At 74.4% G+C, this 26,173-nt stretch carries 18 protein-coding genes and 1 riboswitch; of the genes, 5 read left to right on the top strand and 13 right to left on the bottom strand.

All coding sequences use genetic code 11. The features are described from left to right. From ACH5AR_RS12990 to ACH5AR_RS12980, 3 genes are read right to left on the bottom strand one after another with little or no spacing between them, the layout of a single operon-like run. The gene (locus tag ACH5AR_RS12990) at positions 1 to 2,100 is read right to left on the bottom strand and encodes a putative cobaltochelatase (RefSeq protein WP_396301439.1); all 2,100 of its coding nucleotides are present in this window, start codon (positions 2,098 to 2,100) and stop codon (positions 1 to 3) included. A 28-nt stretch (positions 2,101 to 2,128) separates the two neighbouring features. Further along, a complete protein-coding gene (locus tag ACH5AR_RS12985) occupies positions 2,129 to 3,667 on the bottom strand; it encodes a cobyric acid synthase (protein ID WP_396301438.1) in 1,539 nt (512 codons plus the stop codon). Further along, positions 3,664 to 4,656: a cobalamin biosynthesis protein gene (locus ACH5AR_RS12980; RefSeq protein ID WP_396301437.1), complete on the bottom strand. Its 993-nt coding sequence runs from the start codon at positions 4,654 to 4,656 to the stop codon at positions 3,664 to 3,666. Before ACH5AR_RS12980 ends, ACH5AR_RS12985 begins: the two co-directional genes overlap by 4 nt. A 107-nt stretch (positions 4,657 to 4,763) precedes the next feature. After that, positions 4,764 to 4,896: riboswitch (cobalamin riboswitch) on the bottom strand. 313 nt (positions 4,897 to 5,209) lie between these two features. Between ACH5AR_RS12980 and ACH5AR_RS12975 the strand changes: the two genes are divergently transcribed. Together ACH5AR_RS12975 and ACH5AR_RS12970 are read left to right on the top strand one after the other, a co-directional pair. Continuing rightward, positions 5,210 to 6,316, top strand: coding sequence for an alpha/beta hydrolase (locus ACH5AR_RS12975; RefSeq protein ID WP_396301436.1), 1,107 nt, complete (start codon positions 5,210 to 5,212; stop codon positions 6,314 to 6,316). A gap of 744 nt (positions 6,317 to 7,060) precedes the next feature. After that, positions 7,061 to 8,386, top strand: a complete 1,326-nt coding sequence (locus ACH5AR_RS12970) for a hypothetical protein (protein ID WP_396301435.1) — start codon at positions 7,061 to 7,063, stop codon at positions 8,384 to 8,386. Positions 8,387 to 8,471: 85 nt separating this feature from the next. On the opposite strand, the gene ACH5AR_RS12965 is transcribed toward ACH5AR_RS12970, so the two are convergent. The 9 genes from ACH5AR_RS12965 to ACH5AR_RS12925 all read right to left on the bottom strand — a co-directional run bounded on the left by ACH5AR_RS12965 (position 8,472) and on the right by ACH5AR_RS12925 (position 20,119). Then, the gene (locus ACH5AR_RS12965) at positions 8,472 to 9,350 is read right to left on the bottom strand and encodes a CDP-alcohol phosphatidyltransferase family protein (RefSeq protein ID WP_396301434.1); all 879 of its coding nucleotides are present in this window, start codon (positions 9,348 to 9,350) and stop codon (positions 8,472 to 8,474) included. After that, complete coding sequence (locus tag ACH5AR_RS12960; RefSeq protein ID WP_396301433.1) at positions 9,337 to 10,029, bottom strand: phosphatidylserine decarboxylase; 693 nt, start codon at positions 10,027 to 10,029, stop codon at positions 9,337 to 9,339. Before ACH5AR_RS12960 ends, ACH5AR_RS12965 begins: the two co-directional genes overlap by 14 nt. Positions 10,030 to 10,517: 488 nt before the next feature. Beyond that, on the bottom strand, positions 10,518 to 11,720 hold the full coding sequence (locus ACH5AR_RS12955; RefSeq protein WP_396301432.1) for an acyl-CoA dehydrogenase family protein: 1,203 nt from the start codon (positions 11,718 to 11,720) through the stop codon (positions 10,518 to 10,520). A 148-nt stretch (positions 11,721 to 11,868) separates the two neighbouring features. After that, positions 11,869 to 12,372 carry a MaoC family dehydratase gene (locus ACH5AR_RS12950; RefSeq protein ID WP_396301431.1) on the bottom strand — a complete coding sequence of 168 codons (504 nt, stop codon included), beginning with the start codon at positions 12,370 to 12,372 and terminating at the stop codon, positions 11,869 to 11,871. 3 nt (positions 12,373 to 12,375) lie between these two features. After that, complete coding sequence (locus ACH5AR_RS12945) at positions 12,376 to 13,338, bottom strand: HpcH/HpaI aldolase/citrate lyase family protein (protein WP_396301430.1); 963 nt, start codon at positions 13,336 to 13,338, stop codon at positions 12,376 to 12,378. A gap of 42 nt (positions 13,339 to 13,380) precedes the next feature. Then, positions 13,381 to 15,411, bottom strand: coding sequence for a protein meaA (locus ACH5AR_RS12940; RefSeq protein ID WP_396301429.1), 2,031 nt, complete (start codon positions 15,409 to 15,411; stop codon positions 13,381 to 13,383). 11 nt (positions 15,412 to 15,422) lie between these two features. Next, on the bottom strand, positions 15,423 to 16,793 hold the full coding sequence (gene ccrA, locus ACH5AR_RS12935; RefSeq protein WP_396301428.1) for a crotonyl-CoA carboxylase/reductase: 1,371 nt from the start codon (positions 16,791 to 16,793) through the stop codon (positions 15,423 to 15,425). Between the two features lie 369 nt (positions 16,794 to 17,162). After that, positions 17,163 to 18,086: a TetR family transcriptional regulator gene (locus tag ACH5AR_RS12930; protein ID WP_396301427.1), complete on the bottom strand. Its 924-nt coding sequence runs from the start codon at positions 18,084 to 18,086 to the stop codon at positions 17,163 to 17,165. Positions 18,087 to 18,343: 257 nt separating this feature from the next. Beyond that, positions 18,344 to 20,119, bottom strand: a complete 1,776-nt coding sequence (locus ACH5AR_RS12925) for a 3-hydroxyacyl-CoA dehydrogenase family protein (protein WP_396301426.1) — start codon at positions 20,117 to 20,119, stop codon at positions 18,344 to 18,346. Positions 20,120 to 20,729: 610 nt separating this feature from the next. Here ACH5AR_RS12925 and ACH5AR_RS12920 point away from each other — a divergent pair. The 3 genes from ACH5AR_RS12920 to ACH5AR_RS12910 all read left to right on the top strand — a co-directional run bounded on the left by ACH5AR_RS12920 (position 20,730) and on the right by ACH5AR_RS12910 (position 25,076). Then, the gene (locus ACH5AR_RS12920) at positions 20,730 to 22,193 is read left to right on the top strand and encodes a glutamine synthetase (protein WP_396301425.1); all 1,464 of its coding nucleotides are present in this window, start codon (positions 20,730 to 20,732) and stop codon (positions 22,191 to 22,193) included. A 3-nt stretch (positions 22,194 to 22,196) separates the two neighbouring features. Continuing rightward, positions 22,197 to 23,339, top strand: coding sequence for an amidohydrolase family protein (locus tag ACH5AR_RS12915; RefSeq protein WP_396301424.1), 1,143 nt, complete (start codon positions 22,197 to 22,199; stop codon positions 23,337 to 23,339). 252 nt (positions 23,340 to 23,591) lie between these two features. After that, positions 23,592 to 25,076, top strand: coding sequence for a S8 family peptidase (locus tag ACH5AR_RS12910; RefSeq protein ID WP_396301423.1), 1,485 nt, complete (start codon positions 23,592 to 23,594; stop codon positions 25,074 to 25,076). 107 nt (positions 25,077 to 25,183) lie between these two features. Here the strand turns inward: ACH5AR_RS12910 and ACH5AR_RS12905 are convergent, their stop codons facing one another. Continuing rightward, the gene (locus tag ACH5AR_RS12905; RefSeq protein ID WP_396301422.1) at positions 25,184 to 26,089 is read right to left on the bottom strand and encodes a HipA family kinase; all 906 of its coding nucleotides are present in this window, start codon (positions 26,087 to 26,089) and stop codon (positions 25,184 to 25,186) included. Between the last annotated feature and the right edge of the window lie 84 nt (positions 26,090 to 26,173).

Here is a 26,173-nt window from a genome sequence, read left to right as displayed (position 1 = left end):
TCAGGCCGCCTTTCGCATCGTGGTGGCCGCGCGGTGCGCGGAACGGTTCTCGCGGACGAGCGAGGCCACGCCCTCGGCGCGCAGCTCGTCCAGGCTGACGGCGGTGCCGCCCAGCGCCCCGGCCAGGGTGCGGGCCAGGCCGAGGCGGACGGGGCCCGACTCGCAGTCCAGCACCACGCTCGCCGTGCCCTGCGCCGCGAACAGCGCGGCCGCCTGCCGCGAGCGGGCGAGCGCGTCCCGACCGCCGGTGGCCCGGCCGTCGGTCACCACGACCAGCAGCGGGCGCCGGCTCGGGTCGCGCAGCCGCTCGACCCGCAGCACCTCGTGGGCGCGCAGCAGGCCGGCCGCCAGCGGGGTGCGCCCGCCGGTGGGCAGCGTCTCCAGCCGGGCCGCGCCGACCTCCACCGAGGAGGTGGGCGGCAGCGCCAGCTCGGCGTCCGCCCCGCGGAAGGTGATCATCCCGATCTTGTCGCGGCGCTGGTAGGCGTCCATCAGCAGCGACAGCACCGCGCCCTTGACGGCGGTCATCCGCTGGCGGGCGGCCATCGAACCGGAGGCGTCGACGACGAACAGCACCAGGTTGGACTCCCGCCCCTGGCGCACCTGTTCGCGGAAGTCGTCCTTGCGCACCACCAGCGCGCGCCCGCTGCGCCCGCGCGCGGCCTGGTGCGGCGCGGCCGCCTGGAGGGTCGCGGTCAGGTGCAGCCGGCCGAGCGCGCCCTGCGGGCGGCGGGCCCGGACGGTGTGCCCGCCGGCGGTCTCGGCGGGGGAGCGGCGGCCCTGGGCGCCGTGCCCGGTGCCCCGCACGGTGAACAGCCGGGTGCGGTACGGCTCCCCGGCCGCGACCGGCGCCGACTCCCGCGCGGGCGCCGGGTGCTGGGCGGGGACGGGCGGCTGCTCGGGCTCCCCGGCGCCCTCGGGGGAGTCGTCCCCCGGAGCGGCGGGCTCGGCGGCGGACGCCTCGGGGCCGCCGGCGTCGGAGGGCTCGGGCGCGCCGCCGCCGGGGCCGCCGCCCGGCCCGTCGCCGTCCGGTCCGCCGTCGCCGTCCGGGCCGGGGCCGTCGCCCTCGGGCTCCGGGTCCTGCGGCTGCGCGTGCTCCTCCAGCGTGCGGTCCAGCTGCTCCTCGTCCAGCCCGGGGGCGTCGAAGGGGTTGCGCCGGCGCCGGTGCGGCAGTGCCAGCCGGGCGGCCTGGCGGACGTCCTCCTCCAGCACCTCGGTGCGGCCGTCCCAGGCGGCCAGCGCGACGGCGGTGCGGGCCATCACGATGTCCGCGCGCAGTCCGTCCACCTCGAACGCCGCGCACACCGCGGTGATCTGACGCAGCGCCACATCCGTCAGCGTGACCTCGGGCAGCAACTTCCGTGCGGTGGTGATCCGTTCGGCGAGCGCCCGCTCCTCGGCGGCGAACCGGGCCGCGAACGCGGCCGGGTCGGCGTCGTAGGCGAGCCGGCGGCGGACCACCTCGGCGCGCTCGGCCGGGTCGCGGGTGGCGGCGATCTCGACGGTCAGGCCGAACCGGTCCAGCAGCTGCGGCCGCAGCTCGCCCTCCTCCGGGTTCATGGTGCCGACCAGCAGGAACCGGGCCGCGTGCCGCACCGACACGCCCTCGCGCTCGACGTACGAGCGGCCCATCGCGGCGGCGTCCAGGAGCAGGTCCACCACGTGGTCCTGGAGCAGGTTCACCTCGTCGATGTAGAGCACGCCGCGGTGCGCCCTGGCCAGCAGCCCGGGCTCGTACGCCTTGACGCCCTCGGCCAGCGCGCGTTCGAGGTCGAGCGAGCCGACGATCCGGTCCTCGGCCACGCCGACCGGCAGCTCGACCAGCTGGGACGGCCGTTCGGAGGAGGACGGGCAGGCGTGCGGCCCGTCCGGGCACTGCGGGTCGGGTGCGGCCGGGTCGCAGGCGAAGCGGCAGCCCTCCACGGTGGCGATGGACGGCAGCAGGCCGGCCAGCGCGCGCACCATGGTCGACTTCGCGGTGCCCTTCTCGCCGCGCACCAGCACGCCGCCCACGGCCGGGGAGACCGCGTTCAGCAGCAGCCCGAGCCGCAGGTCGGCCATGCCGACGATCGCGGTGAACGGATAGCGGACGTCACTCATGCCGTACCCCACTCCTGTCGTACCCGGATCATGCGTCACTCCCAGGGGCCCCGGGCGGGACGAACGGCAGCGGTCCGGCCGCCGGCACCCCGCCCTCGATCAGCTTCCACAGCGCGTCGGTGTCGGCGTGCTCCTCGATCAGGTCGCCCAGCCGGTCCAGCCGGGCCTCGCGCGCGGCGGCGAAGGAGGTGTCCGGCGCGGGGACGAACGCCCGGCCCGACAACCCGGCGACCTCGCGCAGGAGTTCGCGGCGGAACCCGTCGTTCTCCAGCACGCCGTGCCAGGTGGTGCCCCAGACCGAGCCGACCCGGCAGCCGTCCAGGCCCTGCCCGCGGCCGTCGGAGACGAACGGCTCCCCGCCCTCGACCGCGACCACCCCGTGGTGGATCTCGTAGCCCTCGACCCGCTGCCCGTACGCCTCGCCGACCGGCCGCGCCAGCACCTTCCCGGCGCCGAACCGCACGTGCGTCGGCAGCAGCCCGAGGCCCTCGACGGCGCCCGCCTTCGACTCGACCTCGTCCACGATCGAGTGCGCGAGCATCTGGTAGCCGCCGCAGACGCCGAGGACCGGCAGCCCGGCCGCGGCCCGCGCCGCGAGCGCCGGCGCCAGGCCGCGCTCGCGCAGCCAGGCGAGGTCGGCGACGGTGGCCCGGGTGCCGGGCAGCACCACCAGGTCGGCGTCGGCCAGCTCCTCGGGCCTGGTCGCCCAGCGCACCAGCACGCCCGGCTCCTGGGCGAGCGCGTCCACGTCGGTGAAGTTGGACAGGCGGGGGAAGCGCACCACGGCCACCCGCAGCACGTCCGCGCCGAGCGGCCCGGGCCCGTCCGCCCGGTCCACCACCGTGGACAGGTCCAGCGAGTCCTCGGCGTCCAGCCAGAGCCCGGGCAGCATCGGCAGGGTGCCCAGCACCGGACGGCCGGTCAGCCCGTGCAGCATCTCCAGGCCGGGCGCCAGCAGCCGTGCGTCGCCGCGGAACTTGTTGACGAACCAGCCCGCCACGTGCCGCTGGTCCTCGGCGGACAGCAGCGCCAGCGTCCCGTACATCGCCGCGAAGACCCCGCCGCGGTCGATGTCCCCGACCACCACCACCGGCAGGGCGGCGGCCGTGGCCAGGCCCATGTTGGCGATGTCGCGGTCGCGCAGGTTGATCTCGGCGGGCGAGCCCGCGCCCTCGCAGACCACCACGTCGTAGCGGCGGCGCAGGTCCGCCAGGCACTCCAGGGCGCGCTCCAGCAGGACGGGCTTGCGCTCGCGGTAGTCCAGCGCGCCCACCTCGGCCACCGGGCGGCCGAGCAGCACCACCTGGCTGCGGCCGTCCGCGCCCGGCTTCAGCAGCACCGGGTTCATCGCGGCCTCCGGCTCCACCCGGGCCGCCTGCGCCTGCATCGCCTGGGCGCGGCCGATCTCCGCGCCGTCGGCGGTGACGAAGGAGTTGAGCGACATGTTCTGTGCCTTGAACGGCGCGACCCGCACGCCCCGGCGGGCGAGCCAGCGGCAGATGCCGGCCGTCACCACGCTCTTGCCCGCGTCCGAGGTCGTCCCCGCGACCAGCAGCGCGTTGCTCATGCCCGTCCCCTCTTCCCCAGCAGTGCCCGCAGCAGGACGTGCCCCGCGACCGTCGTACCCAGCGCCAGCGCGCCCACCCGCCGGGAGAGCGCGCAGGCCCGCTCGATGTCGTCCACCGTCACCGGCCGCAGCTCCGCGCCCAGCACGGGCCGGTCCTCCACCCGGTCGCCGTACCGCAGCCGCCCGCCCAGCCGGACGCCCACCGCGCCGGCGAAGGCCGCCTCGGCCTGGCCGGCGTTCGGGCTCGGGTGCGCGGAGCCGTCGCGCCGCCAGACCCGCCAGGCCGTCCGGGGCTCGGGCGCGGCGGCCACCGTCAGCAGCGCCGTCAGCCGGGCGCCCGGCCAGCCCGCCAGGTCGTCCAGCCGGGCCGAGGCCCAGCCGAACCGGGCGTAGCGGGGCGAGCGGTGGCCCACCATGGCGTCCAGGGTGTTCACGGCGCGGAAGGCCAGCAGGCCGGGGGTGCCGGCCAGGGCGCCCCAGACCAGCGCGTTCACGACGGCGTCGGCGGTGTTCTCGGCGACCGACTCGACCACCGCCCGGGCGATCTGCGGCCCGTCCAGCGCGCTCGGGTCCCGCCCGCACAGGTGCGGCAGGCGGTCCCGGGCGGCCGCGAGGTCCCCGGCGGCCAGCGAGCGGCCGACGGCACGCGCCTCCCGGGTCAGCGAGGTGCCGCCGAGCACCGTCCAGGTCGCGGCCGCGGCCAGCGCGGCCCGGCCCAGGGGGCGGCGGCCCACCGTGCGGTCCAGGGCGAGCGCGCCCGCCGCGACCGCGCCCACGCACAGCGCGGTGTACCCGGCCCCGGCGGCGCGGTCGTCGCGCCACAGCCGCTGCTCCAGGCGGGTCGCGGCGCTGCCGAAGACGGCCACCGGGTGGCCCCGTCGGGGGTCGGCGAAGCGGGCGTCGGCGGCGTGGCCCGCGACGGCGCCGAGCGCGAACGCGGCGGCGCGGGCCAGCGGGTGCGGGGCGGGGGAGGGCGTGCGCGCGGTCATCGGCCGCACGGCGGACGGCAGCTCGGAGTCCGGCGGGGCGGGGCAGCCTGCATCGCGTGCGTGTCCTCACTCAGGGTCCGCGCCCTGGCTCGACGTGACGGGGGCGAGAGTCTCCTGGCTTCCGGGTCGAACGCACACCCGGAGCCTTCCAGCGGCCGTCGACGGCCGCCGTGGCGATGTTCCGAGCGTGCTCCCCGGTGACAGTGGCGGGACCGCGCCGGACTTCCACCGGCTTCCTCTCCATGCCTCCGTTTGGCCCCAGGATCCCATCACGGGCCCGAACCGGGAGTCAACCGAGGTCACGGAGGGGTTGGTCACACGCGGGCGCCGGCGGCGCCGGCACTCCCGCCCACCGCTCCTGGCGCTCCCTCAGCACCGTGCCGGGCATCCTCTCGGCACCGCCCCGGCATCCCCCCGGCGCCGCCGGGTAGCCGCCCGGGTGACCCGGACGGCCCAGTCCGGTGGCCGGGCGGGCCGGGCGCCGGTGGACTGGTGCTCGAACACCGTCCGGTCCGTGCACAACGGATCCGTGAGCAACAGAGCGGGGAGCGAGATGCGTTGGGGAACCGCCGCCGTCGTGGCGGCCGCCGCGGTCGGGGCCGCCGCGCTGGTGGTGGGCCGCCGGGCCTCCGAGCGGATGGTCCGTCCGGAGGCCGCCGTCCAGGAGTCCGGGCCGGTGCTGGTCCGCGGCCTGGCCCCCGGCCGGGTCACCTTCACCCGGGCCCCCGAGAGCCTGCGGCCCGGCCGCTGGGCGGTCGAGTGGGCGGACGGCGGGCACGCGGTGGTCGAGGAGGTCCTGGGCGGCGACGAGCAGGGCGTCACCCGCCGCCTGGTGCGCGCCGACCGCGGCACCCTCACCCCCGGCACCGAGGTCCGCTTCACCCCCCGGGTCCACCGCGGCAACCCGACCGAGGCGCTCGGCCTCGCCTTCGCCGAGACCGCCGCCGACGGCGAGCTGGGCCCGATGCCGGCCTGGCAGCTGGACGGCACGCGCGGGACCTGGGTCGTCCTGGTGCACGGCCCCGGAGCCGACCGCGAACAGGCCCTCCCGGTGCTCCCGGTCCTCGACCGGCTCGGCCTGCCCGCCCTGGTCGTCACCTACCGCGGCGACCACGGCGCCCCCGCCTCCCCGGACGGGCTCAGCCACTTCGGCGAGACCGAGTGGCGCGACGTCGAGGCGGCGGTACGACTGGCGCTCGACAGCGGCGCGGGCAAGGTGATCCTGTACGGCTGGTCCGTCGGCGCGACCGCCGTCCTGCAGACCGTGGCCCGCTCCGTCTGGGCGCCCGCCGTCCGCGGCCTGGTCCTCGACTCGCCCGTGCTCGACCTGTCGGCCTCCGCCCGCCGGGACGCCGCCCGGGCCGGCTTCCCGGGCGTCGCCGCCGAACTCGGCGCCCTCGCCGCCGAGGGCCGCACCGGCGTGGACCTCGCCGACTTCGGCCGCATCGCGGAGGGCACCGACCTGCGGGTGCCGACCCTGCTGCTGGCCGGGCGGGAGGACCGGATCGCGCCCTTCGGCACCGCCGAGAAACTGGCCGCCGCCCGCCGGGACGTGGTGAGCCTCCAGGCCTTCCCGGGCGCCGACCACGCGACCCTGTGGAACTCCGCCCCCGACCGCTACGCCGAACTCCTCCGGCGCTGGCTCACGCCGCTGTTGTAGCGGCGCACCGCCGGTGGCGGCCCCCCTCCCCGTGCGGGCATTTCCGGCCGGTCCGCGCGGGGCCGTGCCGTGCTTTCCCGGTGGCTTTCCGTCCGTGGACCGCCCGCGAAAGCCGGCCGCGAAGCCATCCGCGTATACCGGGCACGAAAACCGTCCGCGAATGAACGTTTCCCCCCTTTCCTTCGGGGGCGCGCGGACGGCCGGTCCGGCCGGGGCCCCGGCGACGGGCACCCCCCGGCGCCGCCCGCCATCCGTCCGGATTCGGGCTGGACACTCCCGAGGAGCTCCAGGGACGCGGATCGCCCCCGTACGAATATCCCGATTGTCAGGGGCACATATTGTCCCGGACCCTTACCCCCCACCCGTACGCACGGTGACCGTCCGAGCATTCCCGGCAACCGGCCGGACCTGTATGGCATGGGCAGGTCACACGTTTTTGGCCAGGCGGTTTGCCGTGGTTGCCCGATCTTGCGGAGGTGCCACCGGCGCTCGCCCGGTCGTACGGACAACCGGATGTGACAGAAGGCCGGTACAAGGGGAAGACTGCTCGACGTGACGTCTCGGAACCCGCGCGACCGTGATGCCCCGCTCCCGCCGACGATCGGTACCGGTGCGACGGTGACCCGTCTCCCCGGAACGGCCCAACGGCCCGCCGGTGGCAGGCCGGGCGGGGCGGGAGTCCCCCGTAACGGAGTGCCCCGGAGGCGAGGGCCGGCTCCGGCCCCCGGGCGGGGCAGGGTTCCCGTGCCGGAGGGCTTCCCGGCACCCGCCGAGCTCGCCCCGCTGGCCCGCCGGATGCTGGTGGACGCCGTCCGCGTCGCCCGCTGGGCCGGCGAGCTGGCCGAGGTCGACAAGCGCGGCGAGCTGCTCCCCGAGGACGCCCGAGCGGCCGGCCGGGCGCTGGCCATGACGGTCGGCGCCGCCGCCAAGGCCTGGGGACAGGCGCTGCTGGTGGGCCTGGTGGAGGCCCGGGACGGCGGAGCCGGCCCAGGCTGGCGCCTGCACGCCTGGGAGCACGACGACGAGGCCGTGGTGCGCGGCTGGTCGGCCCTGTTCGACGCCTGGACGCTGCTCGCCCCGGTGCCGCCCGCGGCGCTGCGCGGTGTGTTCGCGGTGCTGGCCGGCCAGGCCGTGGACCAGGCCCCGCAGCTGCTCTCCTTCCTGCACCTGGTGGACGGCCCGGTCGCCGAGAGCGAGCTGCTGGAGCTGCTGCGCCGCGGCCTGGACGAGCGCCGGGTCGGCGCCGGCCTCGGCGGGCCAGGGCTCTCGCCGGTGCCGCACGCCGCCTCGGCCGTCTCCGCCGTCCGCGGCACCTGCCGGGCGCCGCAGATCGACACCCCGGCCGCGCCGTCGGACGTGGCCGCGGTCCTGGACTGGATGCTGGACGGCCTGGCGGCCGTCGGCGCCCTGGAGCGCAGGAACGACGCCGCGGAGCTGTCGCCGCTCGGCCACTGGGCGGTGCGGGCGAAGCTGGAGGAGATCTGCACCGTCGCGCAGACCGCGGCCGGGCACATCGAGCAGAGCGCCTTCGAGCTGCTGAACGCCTGCGCGGACTACTCGCCGGGCCCGGCCCGCGCCGAGTTCCGCGCCTGGGTCGCGGCCCGTCCGGCCGACCGGGCGGTGGGCGAGCTGCTGGAGGCCGCCCAGGGCGACGACGCGCTGGTGCGCGGGCTGGCCTTCGAGGCGCTGCGGGTGGCCGGCGGGCCGGCCGAGCAGGCGGTGCGCGCAGCGGTGGACGAGCCGGTGCTGCGCCCGTACGCGCTGCTCTGGCTGGCGGAGCGCGCGGACGAGGGGGTCTCCCCGGCGGACGTGCTGGGCGCGGAGGACGCGGCCTGGCTCTGGGTGGACACCGCGGCCGCGGTGCTGGACCACGGCGAGACCGAGCTGCTGGTGGGCCACGTCGAGGGCGCCGCGGCCGGGGACCCGGTGCGGCTGTTCGCCCGGGCCCGCCAGTCCGGGCACCCGCGGGCGGCCTCGGTGCTGACGGCGGTCTCGAGCGTGCACCCGGACCCGGGCGTGGCCCGGGCGGCCCGCCGCTCGGCGTTCAGCGTGCACACCGGCGGCGCCTGAGCCCGGCGGCGGCACGGACGGACGAAAACGGGGAAGGGCCCGGAACCAGCAGGTTCCGGGCCCTTCCCCGTGTGCCGGGAGGGGCTCAGCCGAGCCGCGACTCCGCGCGCCGGGCGCGGACGTCGCCGACCTTCTGCCCCACCTTGCGGCGGATGACCAGCAGCGGCGCCATCGCGGCGAGCGTGATCTGGGCGAACGCGCCGACGTGCATCAGGTTGTCACCGCCGGGCAGCCCGGTCGCCCAGGCGGCCAGGCAGCCGATCGCGACGACCACCCAGCAGAGCGTGGCGGTGGCCAGCAGCCCCTGGGGCTTGGGGTACTCGATCCGGCTGACCATCAGGTACGCGGCGCCGAAGATGGCCAGCAGGCCGGGCAGGAACGGCGGGTCGAGCAGCACGATGGCGATCACCGTCATCGCGCCCATCGGGCAGGGCATGCCCTGGAACACCCCGGGCCGCATCTTGACCGCCGAGAAGCGGGCGAGCCGCAGCACCACGGCGAGCAGTACGGTCAGCGCGATCAGCGCCGACAGCTTGCTGTTGGAACCGGGGGAGACCATGCCCCAGACCGCGACGAAGTAGGCCGGCGCGATGCCGAAGCTGATCAGGTCCGCGAGGTTGTCCAGTTCCGCCCCGAGGGCGGAGGAGCGCAGCTTGCGCGCCACCAGGCCGTCGAAGAGGTCGCACATCGAGCCGATCAGCAGCAGCGTGACCGCGGTGGCGGCGCTGTGCCGGTCCGGAGCGGCGTCCGGGTTGGTGATGTGCGGGACGAGGACCCCGGTGGTGATCGAGTAGATCGCCAGGAAGCCGCAGACGGCGTTCCCCAGGGTCAGGAAGTCGGCCGTGGACAGGTGCTGGGGGGAGCGCGGGGCCCGCAGCTCGCGGTCCCGTGCCCAGCGGCGGCGGCGCAGGGCCGTCTCCTCGTCGTCCAGGCCGACGATTGTCTCAGGATCAGTCACGGTCAAGGCGCGTCACCCCGGCTGTGGTCTTCTGGCCGACCTCGACGCCGACCTCGACGCCGGCCGGCAGGTAGGTGTCGACCCGGGACCCGAACCGGATGAGGCCGATCCGGTCGCCCTGCTCGACCTTGGTGCCGGCGTCCACGTACGGCACGATGCGGCGGGCGACGGCCCCCGCGATCTGGACCATCTCGATGTCGCCGAGCTCGGTGTCGAAGTGCCAGACGACCCGCTCGTTCTGGTCGCTGTCCTTGTTGAACGCGGGGACGAAGCCGCCCGCGACGTGCTCGACCGACGTCACCGTGCCCGGCAGGGGCGCGCGGTTGACGTGGACGTTCAGCGGGCTCATGAAGATCGCGACCCGGGTGCGGCCGTCCGGCCAGGCGTCGATGCTCTGCACCACGCCGTCGGCGGGGGAGATCACTCTGCCCGTGCCGATCTCACGCTCGGGGTCGCGGAAGAACCACAGCATGCCCGCGCTGAGCGCACAGGCCGGTACCGACGCCAGGGCCCACGTGCCGTTGCGCCGGGTGAGGGCGGCGGTCACGGCGGCCGTGGCGAGAGTGGGGACGAACCAGGGGGTGGCTCCGCGCGCGATGGTCACGCGGGGTCGCCGACCGGCCGTCGGGGCGGCGAGGGCATCGCGGTCCGTGACGGAGGTGTGAGGGGACGGGCTGATGGGCATCGAAGACCTTTGTCGCGGGGGATCATGGCCGCTGGACGGGGGCCACCGCGGGATCGGTAATAGAGGGACGGCTTGCTGTCCCGGTGGATGCTATCGGGAGCACACGGTGGGTGGGCAACCCGCCTGCTCGTTCATGTGTCCGGTGGCGGCGCGTGTGCGCGTCCACTGCTACGACCGTAGCTCGACCCGGTCCGGTTCCCAAGGGACCGGACAGCGCTGGTGACTCTTGTCTCAACGGGTGCGCCGACAGAACCCGCCGGACGAAACGGCCGTAGCGGCCGCAAGCGGGTGTGCGGAAGCGGCCGCAGGGCGCGTCGTCGCAGCTGTACGCCCTGCGGCCGCTTCCGGAGGGCCGTGCCGGACCCGGGCGGACCAGGCCCGGGCCCGTGACGGGGCACGGCCCCGCGCCGGGACGGGCCCGCACGCCCGTCGACCGGCGGTTCGAGGGTGCTGCCCGGCGGGGTGCTCCGCCGGGCAGCGGCCCGGGGTCAGTCGGCGATCCGGTACTCCTCCAGGAGCCGGCGCCCGACGATCATCTTCTGGATCTCCGCAGTACCTTCACCGATGAGCAGCATCGGGGCCTCCCGGTAGAGGCGCTCGATCTCGTACTCCTTGGAGAAGCCGTAGCCGCCGTGGATGCGGAAGGCGTCCTCGACGACCTCCTTGCAGTACTCGGAGGCGAGGTACTTGGCCATGCCGGCTTCGAGGTCGTTGCGCTCGCCGCCGTCCTTCTTGCGGGCGGCCATCACCATCATCTGGTGGGCGGCCTCGACCTTGGTGGCCATCTCGGCGAGCTTGAACTGGATCGCCTGGTGCTCGGCGATCTTCTTGCCGAAGGTGGAGCGCTGCTGGGCGTAGGAGATGCCGAGCTCGAAGGCGCGGCGGGCGACGCCGCAGCCGCGGGCGGCGACGTTGACGCGGCCGACCTCGACGCCGTCCATCATCTGGTAGAAGCCCCTGCCCGGAACGCCGCCGAGGACGCGGTCGGCCGGGATCCGGACGTCCTGCAGCACCAGCTCGGTGGTGTCGACGCCCTTGTAGCCCATCTTCTCGATCTTGCCGGGCACCGTCAGGCCGGGGACCGCGGGGTTCGGCCCGAAACCGGCCTCCTTCTCGATCAGGAAGGTGGTCATGTTCCGGTACGGGCTGCTACCGCCCTCGTCCGTCCGGCACAGGACCGCCACCAGGGTGGAGGTGCCGCCGTTGGTGAGCCACATCTTCTGGCCGTTGAGGACGTAGGAGCCCCCGTCCCGGACGCCCTTGGTGGAGATGGCCGAGACGTCGGAGCCCAGGCCCGGCTCGGACATCGAGAAGGCGCCGCGGATCTCGCCGGCCGCCATCCTCGGCAGGAAGTACTCCTTCTGCTCCTGCGTGCCGTGGGCGTTGATCATGTGCGCCACGATGAAGTGGGTGTTCACGATGCCGGAGACCGACATCCAGCCGCGGGCGATCTCCTCGACCACCAGGGCGTAGGTGAGCAGCGACTCGCCGAGGCCGCCGTACTCCTCGGGGATGGTGAGGCCGAACAGGCCGAGCTGCTTCATCCCCTCGACGATGGCGGTCGGGTACTCGTCCCGGTGCTCCAGCCCGGTCGCGACCGGAATGATCTCCTTGTCGACGAAATCCCGCACGGTGGCGAGGATGTCCCGCTGGATCTCGGTGAGGCCGTCGGTCTGTGCGAGGCGTCCCATCGTGCGGCTCCGGAATGTCTGAAGAGGGCGGGGGGGGATTTCCGGGGGCCCCGCCGGCGTGGCTGCGGCAGCAGGGCCCCCGAACCGGGTGGGGGTCGGCCGATGACGGCGGCCTCCCCGTCCGGGGTCTATATAGGGGAGAGCGGGCTCAGGCGAGCGGGGTCGGGCGGCCGGGCTGCTCGCCGCCGCGGGCCTCGGTGTACGTCGCGGTCGGCACCATGACCTTGCGGCGGAAGAGGCAGACGACCGTGCCGTCCTGCTTGTAGCCCTTGGTCTCGACGTACACGATGCCGCGGTCGTCCTTGGACTTGGACGGCCACTTGTCGAGGACGGTGGTCTCGCCGTAGACCGTGTCGCCGTGGAAGGTGGGCGCGACGTGGCGCAGCGACTCGATCTCCAGGTTGGCGATCGCCTTGCCGGACACGTCCGGGACGGACATGCCGAGCAGCAGCGAGTAGACGTAGTTGCCCACCACGACGTTCCGGCCGAAGTCGGTCGTCCGCTCCGCGTAGTTGCTGTCCATGTGGAGCGGGTGGTGGTTCATGGTGAGCAGGCAGAAGAGATGGTCGTCGTACTCGGTGACGGTCTTGCCGGGCCAGTGCTTGTAGACCGCGCCGACCTCGAACTCCTCGTAGGTGCGTCCGAACTGCATGGCTCAGCTCTCCGGGATCTCGAACTTGGTGGTGCGCTGGAGGCCCGCGGCCCGGCCCTTGCCGGCCACGACCAGCGCCATCTTGCGGCTGGCCTCGTCGATCATCTCGTCGCCGAGCATCGCGGAGCCCTTGGCGCCGCCCGCCTCGGAGGTGCAGTAGTCGTACGCGTCGAGGATCAGCTCGGCGTGGTCGTAGTCCTCCTGCGAGGGCGAGTAGATCTCGTTCGCGGCGGCGACCTGGTCCGGGTGGAGCACCCACTTGCCGTCGAAGCCGAGGGCGGCCGAGCGGCGGGCGACCTCGCGGTAGCCCTCCTGGTTGCGGATCTGGAGGTAGGGGCCGTCGATCGCCTGGAGGTCGTTGGCGCGGGCGGCCATCAGGATGCGCATCAGGATGTAGTGGTAGGCGTCGGCGCCGTAGCCGGGCGGCTGCTCGCCGACGACCAGCGACTTCATGTTGATGGAGGCCATGAAGTCGGCGGGGCCGAAGATGATGGTCTCCAGCCGGGGCGAGGCCTCGGCGATGGCGTCGACGTTGATCAGGCCCTTGGCGTTCTCGATCTGCGCCTCGATGCCGATCCTGCCGACCTCGAAGCCCATGGTCTTCTCGATCTGGGTGAGCAGCAGGTCGAGCGCCTTGACCTGCTCGGCGTCCTGGACCTTGGGCAGCATGATGCAGTCGAGGTTGGGGCCGGCGCCCTCGACCACGGTGATCACGTCGCGGTAGGTCCAGTGCGTCGTCCAGTCGTTGACCCGGACGACGCGGGTCTTGGCGCCCCAGTCGCCGTTGTTCAGCGCGTCGACGATGTTGTGGCGGGCGCTCTCCTTGACCAGCGGGGCGCAGGCGTCCTCCAGGTCGAGGAAGACCTGGTCGGCCGGCAGGCCCTGGGCCTTCTCCAGGAAGCGCGGGTTGCTGCCGGGCACCGCGAGGCAGGAGCGGCGCGGACGCAGACGGTTGGGCGCAGTCATAAGAATCGAGGGTTCCTTCCCAGTGGTCAGCTGGTCAGCTGGTCAGTTCGGAGCCGCGGTCGGTGCGGACGTCCACGGCTGGAGCCTGTTGGCCAGCCGGATCTCGTCCACGATCCGGCCGATGATGGTGGTGATGCCGAAGTCCTTCGGGGTGAACACGGCGGCGACGCCGGCGGCCCGCAGGGCCTCGCCGTCCGCTGCCGGGATGATGCCACCAACGATCACCGGGACATCCTCCACCCCGGCGCGGCGCAGCCGCTTCAGGACGTCGGGCACCAGCTCGCCGTGGGCACCGGAGAGGATGGACAGCCCCACGCAGTGCACGTCCTCGGCGACGGCGGCGGAGACGATCTGCTCCGGGGTCAGCCGGATGCCCTGGTAGACCACCTCGAACCCGGCGTCGCGGGCCCGGACGGCGATCTGCTCGGCGCCGTTGGAGTGCCCGTCCAGGCCGGGCTTGCCGACCAGCAGGCGCAGTTTGCCGGCGCCCAGCTCCTCGGCGGTCGCGGCGACCGCGGCGCGGACCTGCTCCAGCTCCCCGCCGGGCTCGGCGGGGACGGCCACGGGGGCGCCGCCGACGCCGGTGGGCGCGCGGTACTCGCCGAAGACCTCGCGCAGGGCGAAGGCCCACTCGCCGGTGGTGACGCCGGCCCGGGCGCAGGCGAGCGTGGCCGGCATCAGGTTGGCCTCGGTGGCGGCGACGGCCTTGAGCGCGGCCAGCGACTCCTGGACGGCGGCCTCGTCGCGCCCGGCGCGCCAGGCCTCCAGGGCGGCGAGCACGGACTGCTCGGACGCCGGGTCGACGACCATGATCGCGGTGTCGAGGTCGGCGGTGAGCGGGCTCGGCTCGGTGGTGTCGAAGCAGTTCACCCCGACGATCCTGTCCTCGCCGGACTCGATCCGGGCCCGGCGGGCGGCGTGCGAGGCGACCAGGTTGGACTTCAGGTAGCCGGACTCGACGGCCGGGATCACCCCGCCCATCTCCAGCACCTTGGCGATCTCCGCCTCGGCGCCGGCCAGCAGCTCGGCGGTCTTGGCCTCGACCACCTCGGAGCCGTTGAAGAGGTCGCCGTACTCCAGCAGGTCCGACTCGTACGCCAGCACCTGCTGGATGCGCAGCGACCACTGCTGGTCCCAGGGCCGGGGCAGGCCGAGCGCCTCGTTCCAGGCGGGCAGCTGGACGGCCCGCGCGCGGGCGTCCTTGGAGAGGGTGACGGCCAGCATCTCCAGGACGATCCGCTGGACGTTGTTCTCCGGCTGCGCCTCGGTCAGGCCGAGCGAGTTCACCTGGACGCCGTAGCGGAAGCGGCGCTGCTTCGGGTCGGTGACGCCGTAGCGCTCCAGGGCGACCTTCTCCCACAGCCGGGCGAAGGCGCGCATCTTGCACATCTCCTCGACGAAGCGCACGCCGGCGTTGACGAAGAAGGAGATCCGGGCGACCACCTCGCCCATCCGCTCGGCCGGCACCTGGCCGGAGTCGCGCACGGCGTCGAGCACCGAGACGGCGGTGCACATCGCGTAGGCGATCTCCTGGACGGGGGTGGCCCCGGCCTCCTGGAGGTGGTAGCTGCAGATGTTGATCGGGTTCCACTTGGGGATGTGGCCGACGGTGTAGGCGATCATGTCGGTGATCAGCCGCACCGAGGGGCCGGGCGGGAAGACGTGCGTCCCGCGCGACAGGTACTCCTTGACGATGTCGTTCTGGGTGGTGCCGGTGAGGGCGGCGATGTCGGCGCCCTGCTCCTCGGCGACCACCTGGTAGAGCGCCAGCAGCCACATGGCGGTGGCGTTGATCGTCATGGAGGTGTTGGTCCGTTCGAGCGGGATGCCGTCGAACAGGGTGCGCATGTCGCCGACGTGCCCCACCGGGACGCCGACCCGGCCGACCTCGCCGCGGGCGAGGACGTGGTCGGAGTCGTAGCCGGTCTGGGTCGGCAGGTCGAAGGCGACGGACAGACCGGTCTGGCCCTTGGCCAGGTTCCGCCGGTAGAGCGCGTTGGAGTCGCTCGCGGTGGAGTGGCCGGCGTAGGTGCGCATCAGCCAGGGGCGGTCGCGCTTCTGGGGCTCGGTCATCGGAGGGGCTCTCACACGTTCCGGCTCGGCTGGACGTTCCGCTCGTCGAGCTCGCGGAACAGGTTGATGGCGCGCAGGTGCTTCGCGCGCAGCTCGTGGTCGGTGACGCCGAGGCCCTCCTCGGGGGCGAGGCACAGGACGCCGACCTTGCCCTGGTGCTTGTTGTGGTGCACGTCCAGGGCGGCCTGGCCGGTCTCCTCCAGGGAGTAGACCTTGGACAGGGTCGGGTGGATCTTCCCCTTGGCGATCAGGCGGTTGGCCTCGTAGGCCTCGCGGTAGTTGGCGAAGTGCGAGCCGACGATCCGCTTGAGCGACATCCACAGGTACCGGTTGTCGTACTGGTGCATGTAGCCGGAGGTGGAGGCGCAGGTGACGATGGTGCCGCCCTTGCGGGTGACGTACACCGAGGCGCCGAAGGTCTCCCGGCCGGGGTGCTCGAAGACGATGTCGACGTCCTCGCCGCCGGTGAACTCGCGGATCCGCTTGCCCAGGCGCTTCCACTCGCGCGGGTCCTGGTTGTGCTCGTCCTTCCAGAACCGGTAGCCCTCGGCGGAGCGGTCGATGATCGCCTCGGCGCCCATGGCGCGGCAGATGTCGGCCTTGGCCTCGCTGGAGACCACGCAGATCGGGGTGGCGCCGCCGGCCAGCGCGTACTGGGTGGCGTACGAGCCGAGGCCGCCGCTGGCGCCCCAGATCAGCACGTTGTCGCCCTGCTTCATGCCCGCGCCGTTGCGCGAGACCAGCTGCCGGTAGGCGGTGGAGTTGACCAGGCCGGGGGAGGCGGCCTCCTCCCAGGTGAGGTGCCGCGGCTTGGGCAGCAGCTGGTTGGTCTTCACCAGGGCGATCTGGGCCAGGCCGCCGAAGTTGGTCTCGAAGCCCCAGATGCGCTGCTCCGGGTCCATCATCGTGTCGTTGTGGCCGTCCGGGGACTCCAGCTCGACCGAGAGGCAGTGGGCGACGACCTCGTCGCCGGCCTTCCAGGAGTTGACCCCGGCGCCGGTGCGCAGCACCACGCCCGCGAGGTCGGAGCCGAGCACGTGGTACGGCAGGTCGTGGCGCCTGGTCAGCGGCGACAGCCGGCCGTAGCGCTCCAGGAAGCCGAAGGTGGAGACCGGCTCGAAGATCGAGCTCCAGACGGTGTTGTAGTTCACCGAGCTGGCCATGACGGCGACCAGGGCCTCGCCGGGGCCGAGCTCCGGCAGGGCGACGTCGTCGAGGTGAAGGGACTTGCGGGGGTCCTTGTCGCGGCTGTCGAGGCCCGCGAACATCTGCTCCTCGTCCTTGTGGAGCGTCACCGCCCGGTAGGACTCGGGGAGCTTGATCGCCGCGAAGTCCGCCGACGTGCTGTCGGTGCTGAGGATCGCGTCGAGGATTTCCTGCATGGCTGCCTCCGAAGGCGTACCTGTGTGAGGGTCACAGGGCGTCTGGGGGAGCCGGGAGCGGACACCGGCTTCGATGGGGTGGGTGGTGGGCGGGTCAGGCTGGGGGCCCGGGGTGGACCGGGCCGGGCTGGCTCTGCTCCCGGGGTGTGGGAACACCGGACGGCGGCGCGCCGAGGTGGGGAGCCGCGGCGCCGCGACTGGTGGGTAACAAGGTAGTGGCACCCTGTGCCACTCGTAAAGACACCGGGTGCCAGGAATTACGACGAGTTCGGCGCCCGGGTGACGCGCGTTGAGCGGGCAGCCGAAGGGCCCGCGCCGACTGTCCGGCGCGGGCCCTCACTACTGCTCTGACCTGGGGAAATTCCCTGGTTAAGACTCCCGGGTACCACTCAGCGCGGCCCGGATGCTGTCCACCACGACCTCCAGCGGAGCGTCCGTCCTGGCGACTGTGATGAGCACCTCACCTCCGGGGCTGGCACTCAGTGCGCTCTCCGCCCCGAGCTCCCCCGGGGTCACAGTGGCACCCGGTGCCACCACCGATCCCCGGCGCCTGGCACCCGGCGCGCTGGACGCCCAGAAGGTCCGCCGGATCACCTCGAAGGAGTGGTCGAGCTGCGCCTCCACGTCGCCCCGGCCGCCGGCCCGCAGCCAGCGCCGCAGCACGTGGTTGTGCGCCGCGACCACCGCCGCCGCCGAGACCTCGGCCAGCATCGAGTCGTCCTCGCCGCCGCGCTGCCAGCCCGAGGGGATGGACTCGCCGGTGTCGAAGCGCCCCAGCAGGTAGCGGGTGAACAGCCGCTCGTAGCGGGCCACCACGGCGATCTCCCGCTCGCGCAGCGCCGGGACCTGACGGATCAGCTGGTACCGCGCCACCGACACCCCCGGGGTGGAGGCGTACATCCTCAGCACCTCCTTGATGCCGCGGCAGACCACGTCCAGCGGGTGCTCCTCCGGCTCCGCGCTGGCCAGCAGGTCCGCCACCCGCACCAGGGTGTCGTCGTGGTCCGGGAAGATCGCTTCCTCCTTGGACCGGAAGTACCGGAAGAAGGTGCGCCGGGCCACCCCGGCGGCGGCCGCGATCTGGTCGACGGTGGTCTCCTCGTAGCCCTGCGAGGCGAACAGCTCCATCGCGGCCGTGGCCAGGTCCTGGCGCATCTGCTGGCGCTGCGCCGCCGCCCGGCGGCTGCCCGGCCCGGCGTCCGGCCCGGTGCCCCCGGCCGAGGGGCCGGCCCGGTCGGCGCCGCCGTGCGGCCCGGAGGGGTGCTGCGGGGAGGTTGACTGAGCCCGATCCATGTCCGGAACGCTACACGGCCCGGACGGCCCGGCCGCGGCCCTTCCCCGCCGCACCGGTGCGACCGGCCCGGTCACGGCCGGGCGGGGCCACCGGGCGGGCACCGTCCCGGGGCCCCAGGCGGGGCGCACGGGGGCCCCGGAGGGCGCCGGGCCGTGCGGCGGCGCGGCCTGCGGTCCGACCGGGGGCGGCCCGTACGGCGGTTCGTACGGAAGCTCGTACGGCGGCTCGTGCGGGCCGCCCCCGGCCTGCGGCGTGGTCACCGGCGCGCGTGGTCGCGGAAGCCGCGGCCGGTCTTGCGGCCCAGGCAGCCCGCCGCGACCAGGTGCTCCAGCAGCGGCGCGGCCGCCAGGCCGGGCTCGCGGAACTCCTGGTGCAGGACCTGCTCGATCGTCAGCGAGACGTCCAGGCCGACCACGTCCAGCAGCTCGAACGGGCCCATCGGGTAGCCGCAGCCGAGCTTCATCGCGGTGTCGATGTCGTCCACCGTCGCGTAGTGCTCCTGGAGCATCCGCACCGCGTCGTTCAGGTAGGGGAAGAGCAGCGCGTTGACGATGAACCCGGCCCGGTCGCCGCACTCGACCGGGTGCTTGCGGACCTTCGCGGTCAGCTCCAGCACCGTCGCGGTGACGTCCGGCGCGGTCAGCACGGTGGAGACCACCTCGACCAGCTTCATCGCCGGGGCCGGGTTGAAGAAGTGCATGCCGACCACGTCCTGCGGCCGCGAGGTGGCCGTCGCGCAGCTGATCACCGGCAGCGAGGAGGTGGTGGTGGCGAGCACCGCGCCGGGCCGGACGACCTTGTCCAGGGTGGCGAACAGCTCCCGCTTGACCGCCAGGTCCTCCGCCACCGCCTCGACCACCAGGTCCACCCCGGCCAGCTCGGCGTAGCCGCCGACCGGGGTGACCAGCGCCAGCGCGGCGTCCCGTGCCTCGGCGGACAGCCGGCCCCTGGCCACCGAGCGCTCCAGCGACTTCGCCAGCCGGGCCTTGGCCGCGTCGGCCTTCTCCCGGCTGCGGGCGGCCAGCAGCACCGGGTGTCCGGCCTTGGCGAACACCTCGACGATGCCGGTGGCCATCGTCCCGGAGCCGCACACGCCGACGGTGCGCACCTCCCGGCCCGGCACCTTCGGCAGGGCCGGCCCGGTGGCCGCGTCGACGGCCCGGGACGAGCCCGGCGCCTCGTAGGTGTAGAAGCCGCGGCCGGTCTTGCGGCCCAGCAGCCCGGCCGCGACCAGCTGGCCGAGGACCGGCGCGGGCGCGTGCAGCCGGTCCCGGGACTGCTCGTACATCGCCTCCAGCACGGTGCGCGCGGTGTCGATGCCGATCAGGTCGAGCAGCGCCAGCGGGCCCATCGGCAGTCCGCAGCCGAGCCGCATCGCGGCGTCGATGTCCTCCCGGGAGGCGTACTTGGACTCGAACATCGCGGCGGCCTGGTTCAGGTAGGCGAACAGCAGGCCGTTCACCACGAACCCGGCCCGGTCGCCGGCCGCCACCGGCTCCTTGCCGAGGTCGCGGGCGAACGCGGCGGCGTCCTCGGCGGTCCGCGGCGAGGTCAGCACGGTGCGGACCACCTCGACCAGCTTCATGCCGTGCACCGGGTTGAAGAAGTGCAGCCCGAGCACCCGGTCCGGACGGGTGGTCGCGGCGGCGATCCGGGTCACCGACAGCGCGGTGGTGCCGGTGGCCAGCACGGTGGTCTGCGGGCAGATCCGGTCGAGCTCGGCGAAGAGCTCCCGCTTCAGCTCCAGCTGCTCGGGCACCTCCTCGATCACCAGGTCGGCGCCGGCGGCGGCCGCCAGCTCGTGCCCGACCGAGATCCGGGCCAGCAGCCCGGTGCGCTCCTCGGCGGTCAGCCGCTCCCGGGCCACCGCGTGCGCGGTGGCCTCCTCGATCCGGGCCAGGGCCCGGGCGGCGGAGTCCTCGCAGGCCTCGATGCCGATCACCCGGCGGCCGCTCTTGGCGACCGCCACCGCGACGCCGGCACCCATCGTGCCGAGGCCGACGACGGCCACGGTGGGGAAGGGACGCTCCATCTGTCCTGACTCCTAGTCATGAAGGGCCCGCGCGTGCCCCGGCGGGCGCGCCGCCGCGCCCGTACGCCGGGGGCGGCCGCCGCCGGGGGAGGGTCCACGCGCGGGGGCTGGGGAGGTGACGGGTGCCGGCGCACCCGGACGGCGGCCGGTCCGCTCCGGCCGAAACGCGGGTGTGCCGTGGTGCTCAGGCGCTCGAAGGTGAAGGAAGCGGCTCTGAAGGCGAGGAAGGAACCCGGTTTGCCGCGGTCCGCGGCACCGGCCGGTGAAGGCGCACTGCGCGGGCGTCCGGTGAACGGCGACCGCGGCCTGCCGCCGGTGCGGCTCCCGAAGCCCGGCGGTGGTGCGTGCCCGGCCACTGTAGCGAAGCTACTCGCGAGTAGGAAGAGGGCGGGGCGGAAAACCGTTTCCGGCCGCGGGGCCGACCCCCGCCGGACCCGCCGGACTCGCCGATCCCGCCGGACCCGCCGATCCCGCCGGACTCGCCGGGCGGGCCGGCGCGGGGAGGGTCGGCCACCGTTTACCCGAACGGGTGAACGGTGGAACGGGAGCGCCAACCGGACCACCCGATAGGGGAGTTAGCCGCCCCCGCCCGGCGGGGCAGCATGACGGCATGACCTCCGGACCTTCCACCGCCGGCTCCTCCGCCGCCGGCCCCGCCGAGCCGCCCCCCGCCGGGGAGCGGCTCGCCGCCGCCGCGGCGGCGGCCGTCGCGCTGGCGCCGCGCGCGGAGCGGGCCGCACGTGCCGAGGAGGCCGTCGACCGGCTGCGCACCGAGGCCGTCGAGGCGGTGGCCGTCACGTGGGTGGACAACGCCGGGATCACCCGGGTGAAGGCGGTGCCGCTCGGCGGCCTGGCGCACGCCGCGCAGTGGGGCGTCGGCACCGCGCCCTGCTTCGACGTGTTCCTGGCCGACGACGTGATCGTCACCAGCCCGATCATCGGCGGCCCCACCGGGGACCTCAGGCTCTACCCGGACCTCGACCGGATCGTCCCGCTGGCCGCCCAGCCCGGCTGGGCCTGGGCCCCGGGGGACAGGTACACCCAGGCGGGCACCCCGCACCCCGGCTGCCAGCGGCTGTTCGCCCGCCGGGCCGTGGCGGCGGCGGCCGCGCGCGGCCTGGCCCTCAAGGCGGGCATCGAGGTGGAGTGGACGGTCGCGCTGGTCGGCGCCCCGCAGGAGGAGCCGCGGTACCCGACGCACGGCCCCGCGTACGGGATGCACCGGCTCACCGACCTCTCCGACTACCTGCGCGACGTGGTGCGCGCCCTCGGCAGGCAGGGGCTGGGCGTCCTGCAGATCCACCCCGAGTACTCCCCGGGCCAGTTCGAGGTCTCGGTCGCCGCCGAGGGCCCGGTCGCCGCCGCCGACACCTCCGTCCTGGTCCGGCACACCGTCCGAGCCGTCTCCGCCCGGTACGGCCTGCGGGTCTCCTTCGCGCCGGTGGTCGAGCCGGGCGGCGTCGGCAACGGCGGGCACCTGCACGTCAGCCTCTGGCGCGACGGGCGCAACCTCGGCCACGGCGGCCCCGGCCCGCACGGCCTGACGGCCGAGGGCGAGGGCTTCCTCGCCGGGGTGCTCGACGCGCTGCCCGAGCTGCTGGTGCTCGGCTGCTCCAGCCCGGCCGGGTACCTGCGGCTGGTGCCCTCGCACTGGGCCGGCGCCTACCAGTGCTGGGGCCTGGAGAACCGCGAGGCCGCGCTGCGCCTGGTGACGGGCTCCGCCGGGGAGCGGTCCGCCACCGCCAACGCCGAGGTCAAGTGCTTCGACGCGAGCGCCAACCCGTACCTGATGGTCGGCGGGGTGATCGCGGCCGGCCTCGCCGGGCTGGACCAGCGCCGTGCGCTGCCACCGGAGTTCACGGGGGACCCAGCCGCCGCGGAGCCCGGCACGGTGCCCCGGCTGCCGGCCGCCCCGGCCGAGGCGATCGCTGCCTACGAGCGCTCGGCGGTGCTGCGCGAGGCCCTCGGCGAGCCGCTCTACCAGGCGGTGCTGGCGGTGCGCCGGGCGGAGGCGGAGCAGTACGCGGCCGCCACGCCCCAGGAGCTGGTCGCGGCCACCCGCTGGCGGTACTGAGCGGTGGCCCGGCCACCGGGGCCGGCGCCCGCCCGGCCGCAGGGGCCGGCGCTGGTCGACCACCACTGCCACAGCGTGGTGGCGGCCGAGCTCGACGACGACGCCCTGGCCGGGCTGCTCACCGAGTCCGACCGCCCGCCCGCGCCGGGCTGCTCGCCGTTCGACAGCGCGCTCGGCCTCGCCGTGCGGCGCTGGTGCCCGCCCGTCCTGGGCCTGCCGGCGCACGCCCCGGCCGCCGACTACCTGGCCCGGCGGCGGGAACTGGGCGCGGCCGAGGCCACCGGGCGGCTGCTGGCCGCGGCCGGGCTGGAGGCCTGCCTGGTGGACACCGGGCTGACGGCCGCCGCCGGGCACGAGCTGCTGCCGCTCGCCGACCTCGCCCGGGCCACCGGGGCGTCGGTGCGCGAGGTGGTCCGGCTGGAGTCCGTCGCCGAGACGGTGACGGACGGCGCGGCGGGCTGGCCGAGGGCCGTCGCGCAGGCGCTCGGCTCGGCCGCCGCCGGGGCCGTCGCGGTCAAGTCGGTGCTCGCCTACCGGCACGGCCTGGCCGCCCCCGCCGAACGCCCCGCCGCCCGGGCCGTGGTGGCCGCGGCCGGTGCCCATCTGCGCGGCGGCCGGGCCCGGCTGACCGACCCGGTGCTGCTGCACCACCTGCTCTGGACGGCGGTGGACGTCTGCGCCGACCTGGGGCTGCCGCTCCAGCTCCACACCGGCTTCGGCGATCCGGACCTCACCCTGCACCGGGCCGACCCGTCGCTGCTGACGGACTTCGTGCGGGCCGCCGAGCCCAGCGGCGTCCCGCTGGTGCTGCTGCACGGCTACCCGTACCACCGGCAGGCCGCCTGGCTGGCCCAGGCCTTCCCGACGGTGTACACCGACCTCGGGCTGACGGCCTCCTACACCGGGCCGCGGGTGGCCGCGGTGCTGGGCGAGATGCTGGAGCTGGCCCCGTTCGGGAAATTGCTGTTCTCCACCGACGCCTACGGGCTCCCCGAACTGTATCTGGTGGGGACCTGTCAGTTCCGGTACGGACTGGATGCGGTGCTCGCGCGCTGGCGGGCGGACGGCGCCTGCTCGGCGGCCGACGCGCAGCGGTTGGCGGCACTGGTGGCGGCCGGCAACGCGCGTCGGTTGTACGCGCTGTAGCGGCACGATCCGTCCTGGTGGCCGAGGCCGCGAGGGACGCGGACGAACGCCGGCGAACCATCACTTTTTAACACTCTTGACTCTGTTTCCGGTGTTGGGTCCGAGTGCCCCTAACCCCGGGTTCTGGTCTAGATGTGACGATTAGATGACTACCTCTTGCGCTTATAAGCAAATATTCATTAGCGTCCCGGTCATTCCCAAGCGCACCTGCCCACCGCAGCTGACGCCTGACGACTCGGGAGGCCAACCCTCATGCGTGTTCCTCGGATCAGCCGTACCCGGTACGCGGCCGTGGGCGTCGTGCTCGCCACCGCCGGCGCCCTCGCGCTGCCGGCCGGCACCGCCGTCGCGGCCCCCGCGGCCGACTCGACGACCGGTCCGCTGATGAGCTACGTCGTCAACACCAAGGCCAACCACGGCCAGGTGCAGAAGGTCGAGAAGGCTATCGCCGGCCTCGGCGGCACGGTGGTCCAGTCCTACGAGCAGGTCGGCGTCATCGTCGCCCGCTCGAACGACACCAAGTTCGCCGAGAAGCTGCGCCTGGCCAAGGGCGTCGACTCGGTCGGTGCCAGCCGCACCAAGGGCATCCAGGCCGCCGACCAGGGCAAGGCCGACGTCGCCGCCGAGCCGGCCGCCTCGGCCGCCCCGGGCCAGGAGCCGTACGACGCCTACCAGTGGGACATGCGCCAGATCGGTGCCGACAAGGCCCACAAGACCTCGCTCGGCAGCCGCAACGTCACCGTCGGCGTGCTGGACTCCGGCATCGACGCCACCCACGAGGACCTGGCCGCCAACGTGGACGCCTCGCAGTCGGTCTCCTGCATCGACGGCAGGACGAACACCGACTTCAAGGCCTGGCAGCCGACCACCAGCGACCACGGCACCCACGTGGCCGGCACCATCGGCGCCGCCAAGAACGGCAAGGGCATCGTCGGCGTCGCGCCGAACGTGAAGCTGGCCGCCGTCAAGGTCGTCGACGACGGCGGGTTCATCTACCCGGAGAACGCGGTCTGCGGCTTCGTCTGGGCCGGCGAGCACGGCTTCAAGGTCACGAACAACAGCTACTTCGTCGACCCGTGGATGTTCAACTGCAAGACGGACAAGGACCAGGCCGCCATCTCGGACGCCGTCCGCAAGGCCGTCGCCTTCTCGCAGCGCAAGGGCGTCCTCAACATCGCCGCCGCGGGCAACGAGAACATCGACCTGGCCCACAAGACCGTCGACGTGGCCAGCCCGGACGACACCACCCCCGGCAGCCGCCCGGTCACCAACGACTGCCTGTCGCTGCCGACCGAGCTGCCCGGCGTCGTCGCCGTCTCCGCGGTGGGCTCCGCCGGCGTGAAGGCCTACTACTCCAGCTACGGCAAGGGCGTCGTGTCCGTCACCGCCCCGGGCGGCGACCGCCGCTTCCAGCTCCCGGACACCCCGGACAAGGACGGCCGCATCCTGTCCACCATCCCCGGTGGCAAGTACGGCTACATGCAGGGCACCTCGATGGCCACCCCGCACGTCACCGGCGTGGTCGCGCTGCTCGCCGGCACCTTCCCGTGGGCCAGCCCGGACGAGCTGACCGAGCTGCTCACCACCCACGCCGAGTCCGTCCCGTGCCCGAAGGGCGAGTTCAACCCGGGCGGCGCCGGCACCTGGAAGGCCACCTGCGAGGGCGGCGTGAACGACAACGGCTTCTACGGCGCGGGCCTGGTCAACGCCGAGAAGGCGGTCCAGTGGTGGCGCTGACGCGCTGACCGCGGACACTCCTGAACGCCGAACCGGGGAGCGGGGCCACGTGGCCCCGCTCCCCGGTCGCGTCCGTCCGCCGGTACTCCGAGCGGGGGAGGAGCGCGCTACGCCAGGCCCTCGTCGACGTGCCGCTCCCAGACCGTCTCCACCGACGGCTTGCCGTGCAGGTCCGGCACCTCCCGCAGCCAGGCCGGCCGCCCGGCCCTGGTGCGCGCCGCCTGCCGCCGCTCCGCGTCGCGCAGCTGCTCCGGCGTGGCGAAGCCCTCCGGCAGCCACTGCGCGGAGAGCACCACCCGGGCGGCCAGATGGGTGACGTAGGCATGCCGGACGGCGTCCGCCGAGTCGAAGCCGGGCTCGTCGGCCAGCCACTCGTCCGGGACGAGCCCCACCACCTCCTCCAGCAGCGGCACGGTGACCAGCGGCCCGAGCTCCTCGTCGGCCAGCCGGACGTCCGGGGCCGAGCCGCCGAGCGCGTGCGCGCTGAGGTCGTAGCGCCGGCCGACCGAGGCCCCGGCCGCCTCCCAGCGGTGGTGGAAGATCAGGGCGGCGCCGTTGTCGATCAGCCAGAGCCGCCCGTGCCAGACCACCAGGTTGGGGTTGTGCACGGTGCGGTCGACGTTGCCGGTCAGGGCGTCCAGCCAGACCACCCGCCCGGCCTCGGCCGGGTCCACCGCGACCATCCCCGGCCGGAAGTCCCGCGCGCCGGGCAGCAGGTCCATCCCGAGGTTGAGGCCGGCGCTGGCCCTGAGCATGTCCTGGATCTCGGTGTCCGGCTCCTGCGCGGCGACGGCCGGGTCGAAGTCCACCAGCCGCAGCTCCGGCACCCGCAGGCCCAGCCGCCGGGCCAGCTCGCCGACGATCACCTCGGCGACCAGCGCCTTGCGGCCCTGCGCGGCCCCGGTGAACTTGACCACGTACGTTCCCAGGTCGTCCGTCTCCACCACGCCGGGGACGGAGCCGCCGGCCCGCAGCGGGTCGACGTAGCGCACAGCAGTCACCAGATCGAGCACACCGGCCACCCTATCCCGCCGCGTCGCGGGCGTGAGCCTGTGATTGGCTTGCCGGACAGAGCGGTTCCCCCCAGACGAGGAGAG

It is taken from the genome of Kitasatospora sp. NPDC018619 (genome assembly GCF_044391605.1).
Taxonomy (GTDB): domain Bacteria; phylum Actinomycetota; class Actinomycetes; order Streptomycetales; family Streptomycetaceae; genus Kitasatospora.
Note: the sequence above shows the minus strand (reverse complement) of the source record. Positions and strands in the feature narration are given on the sequence as shown.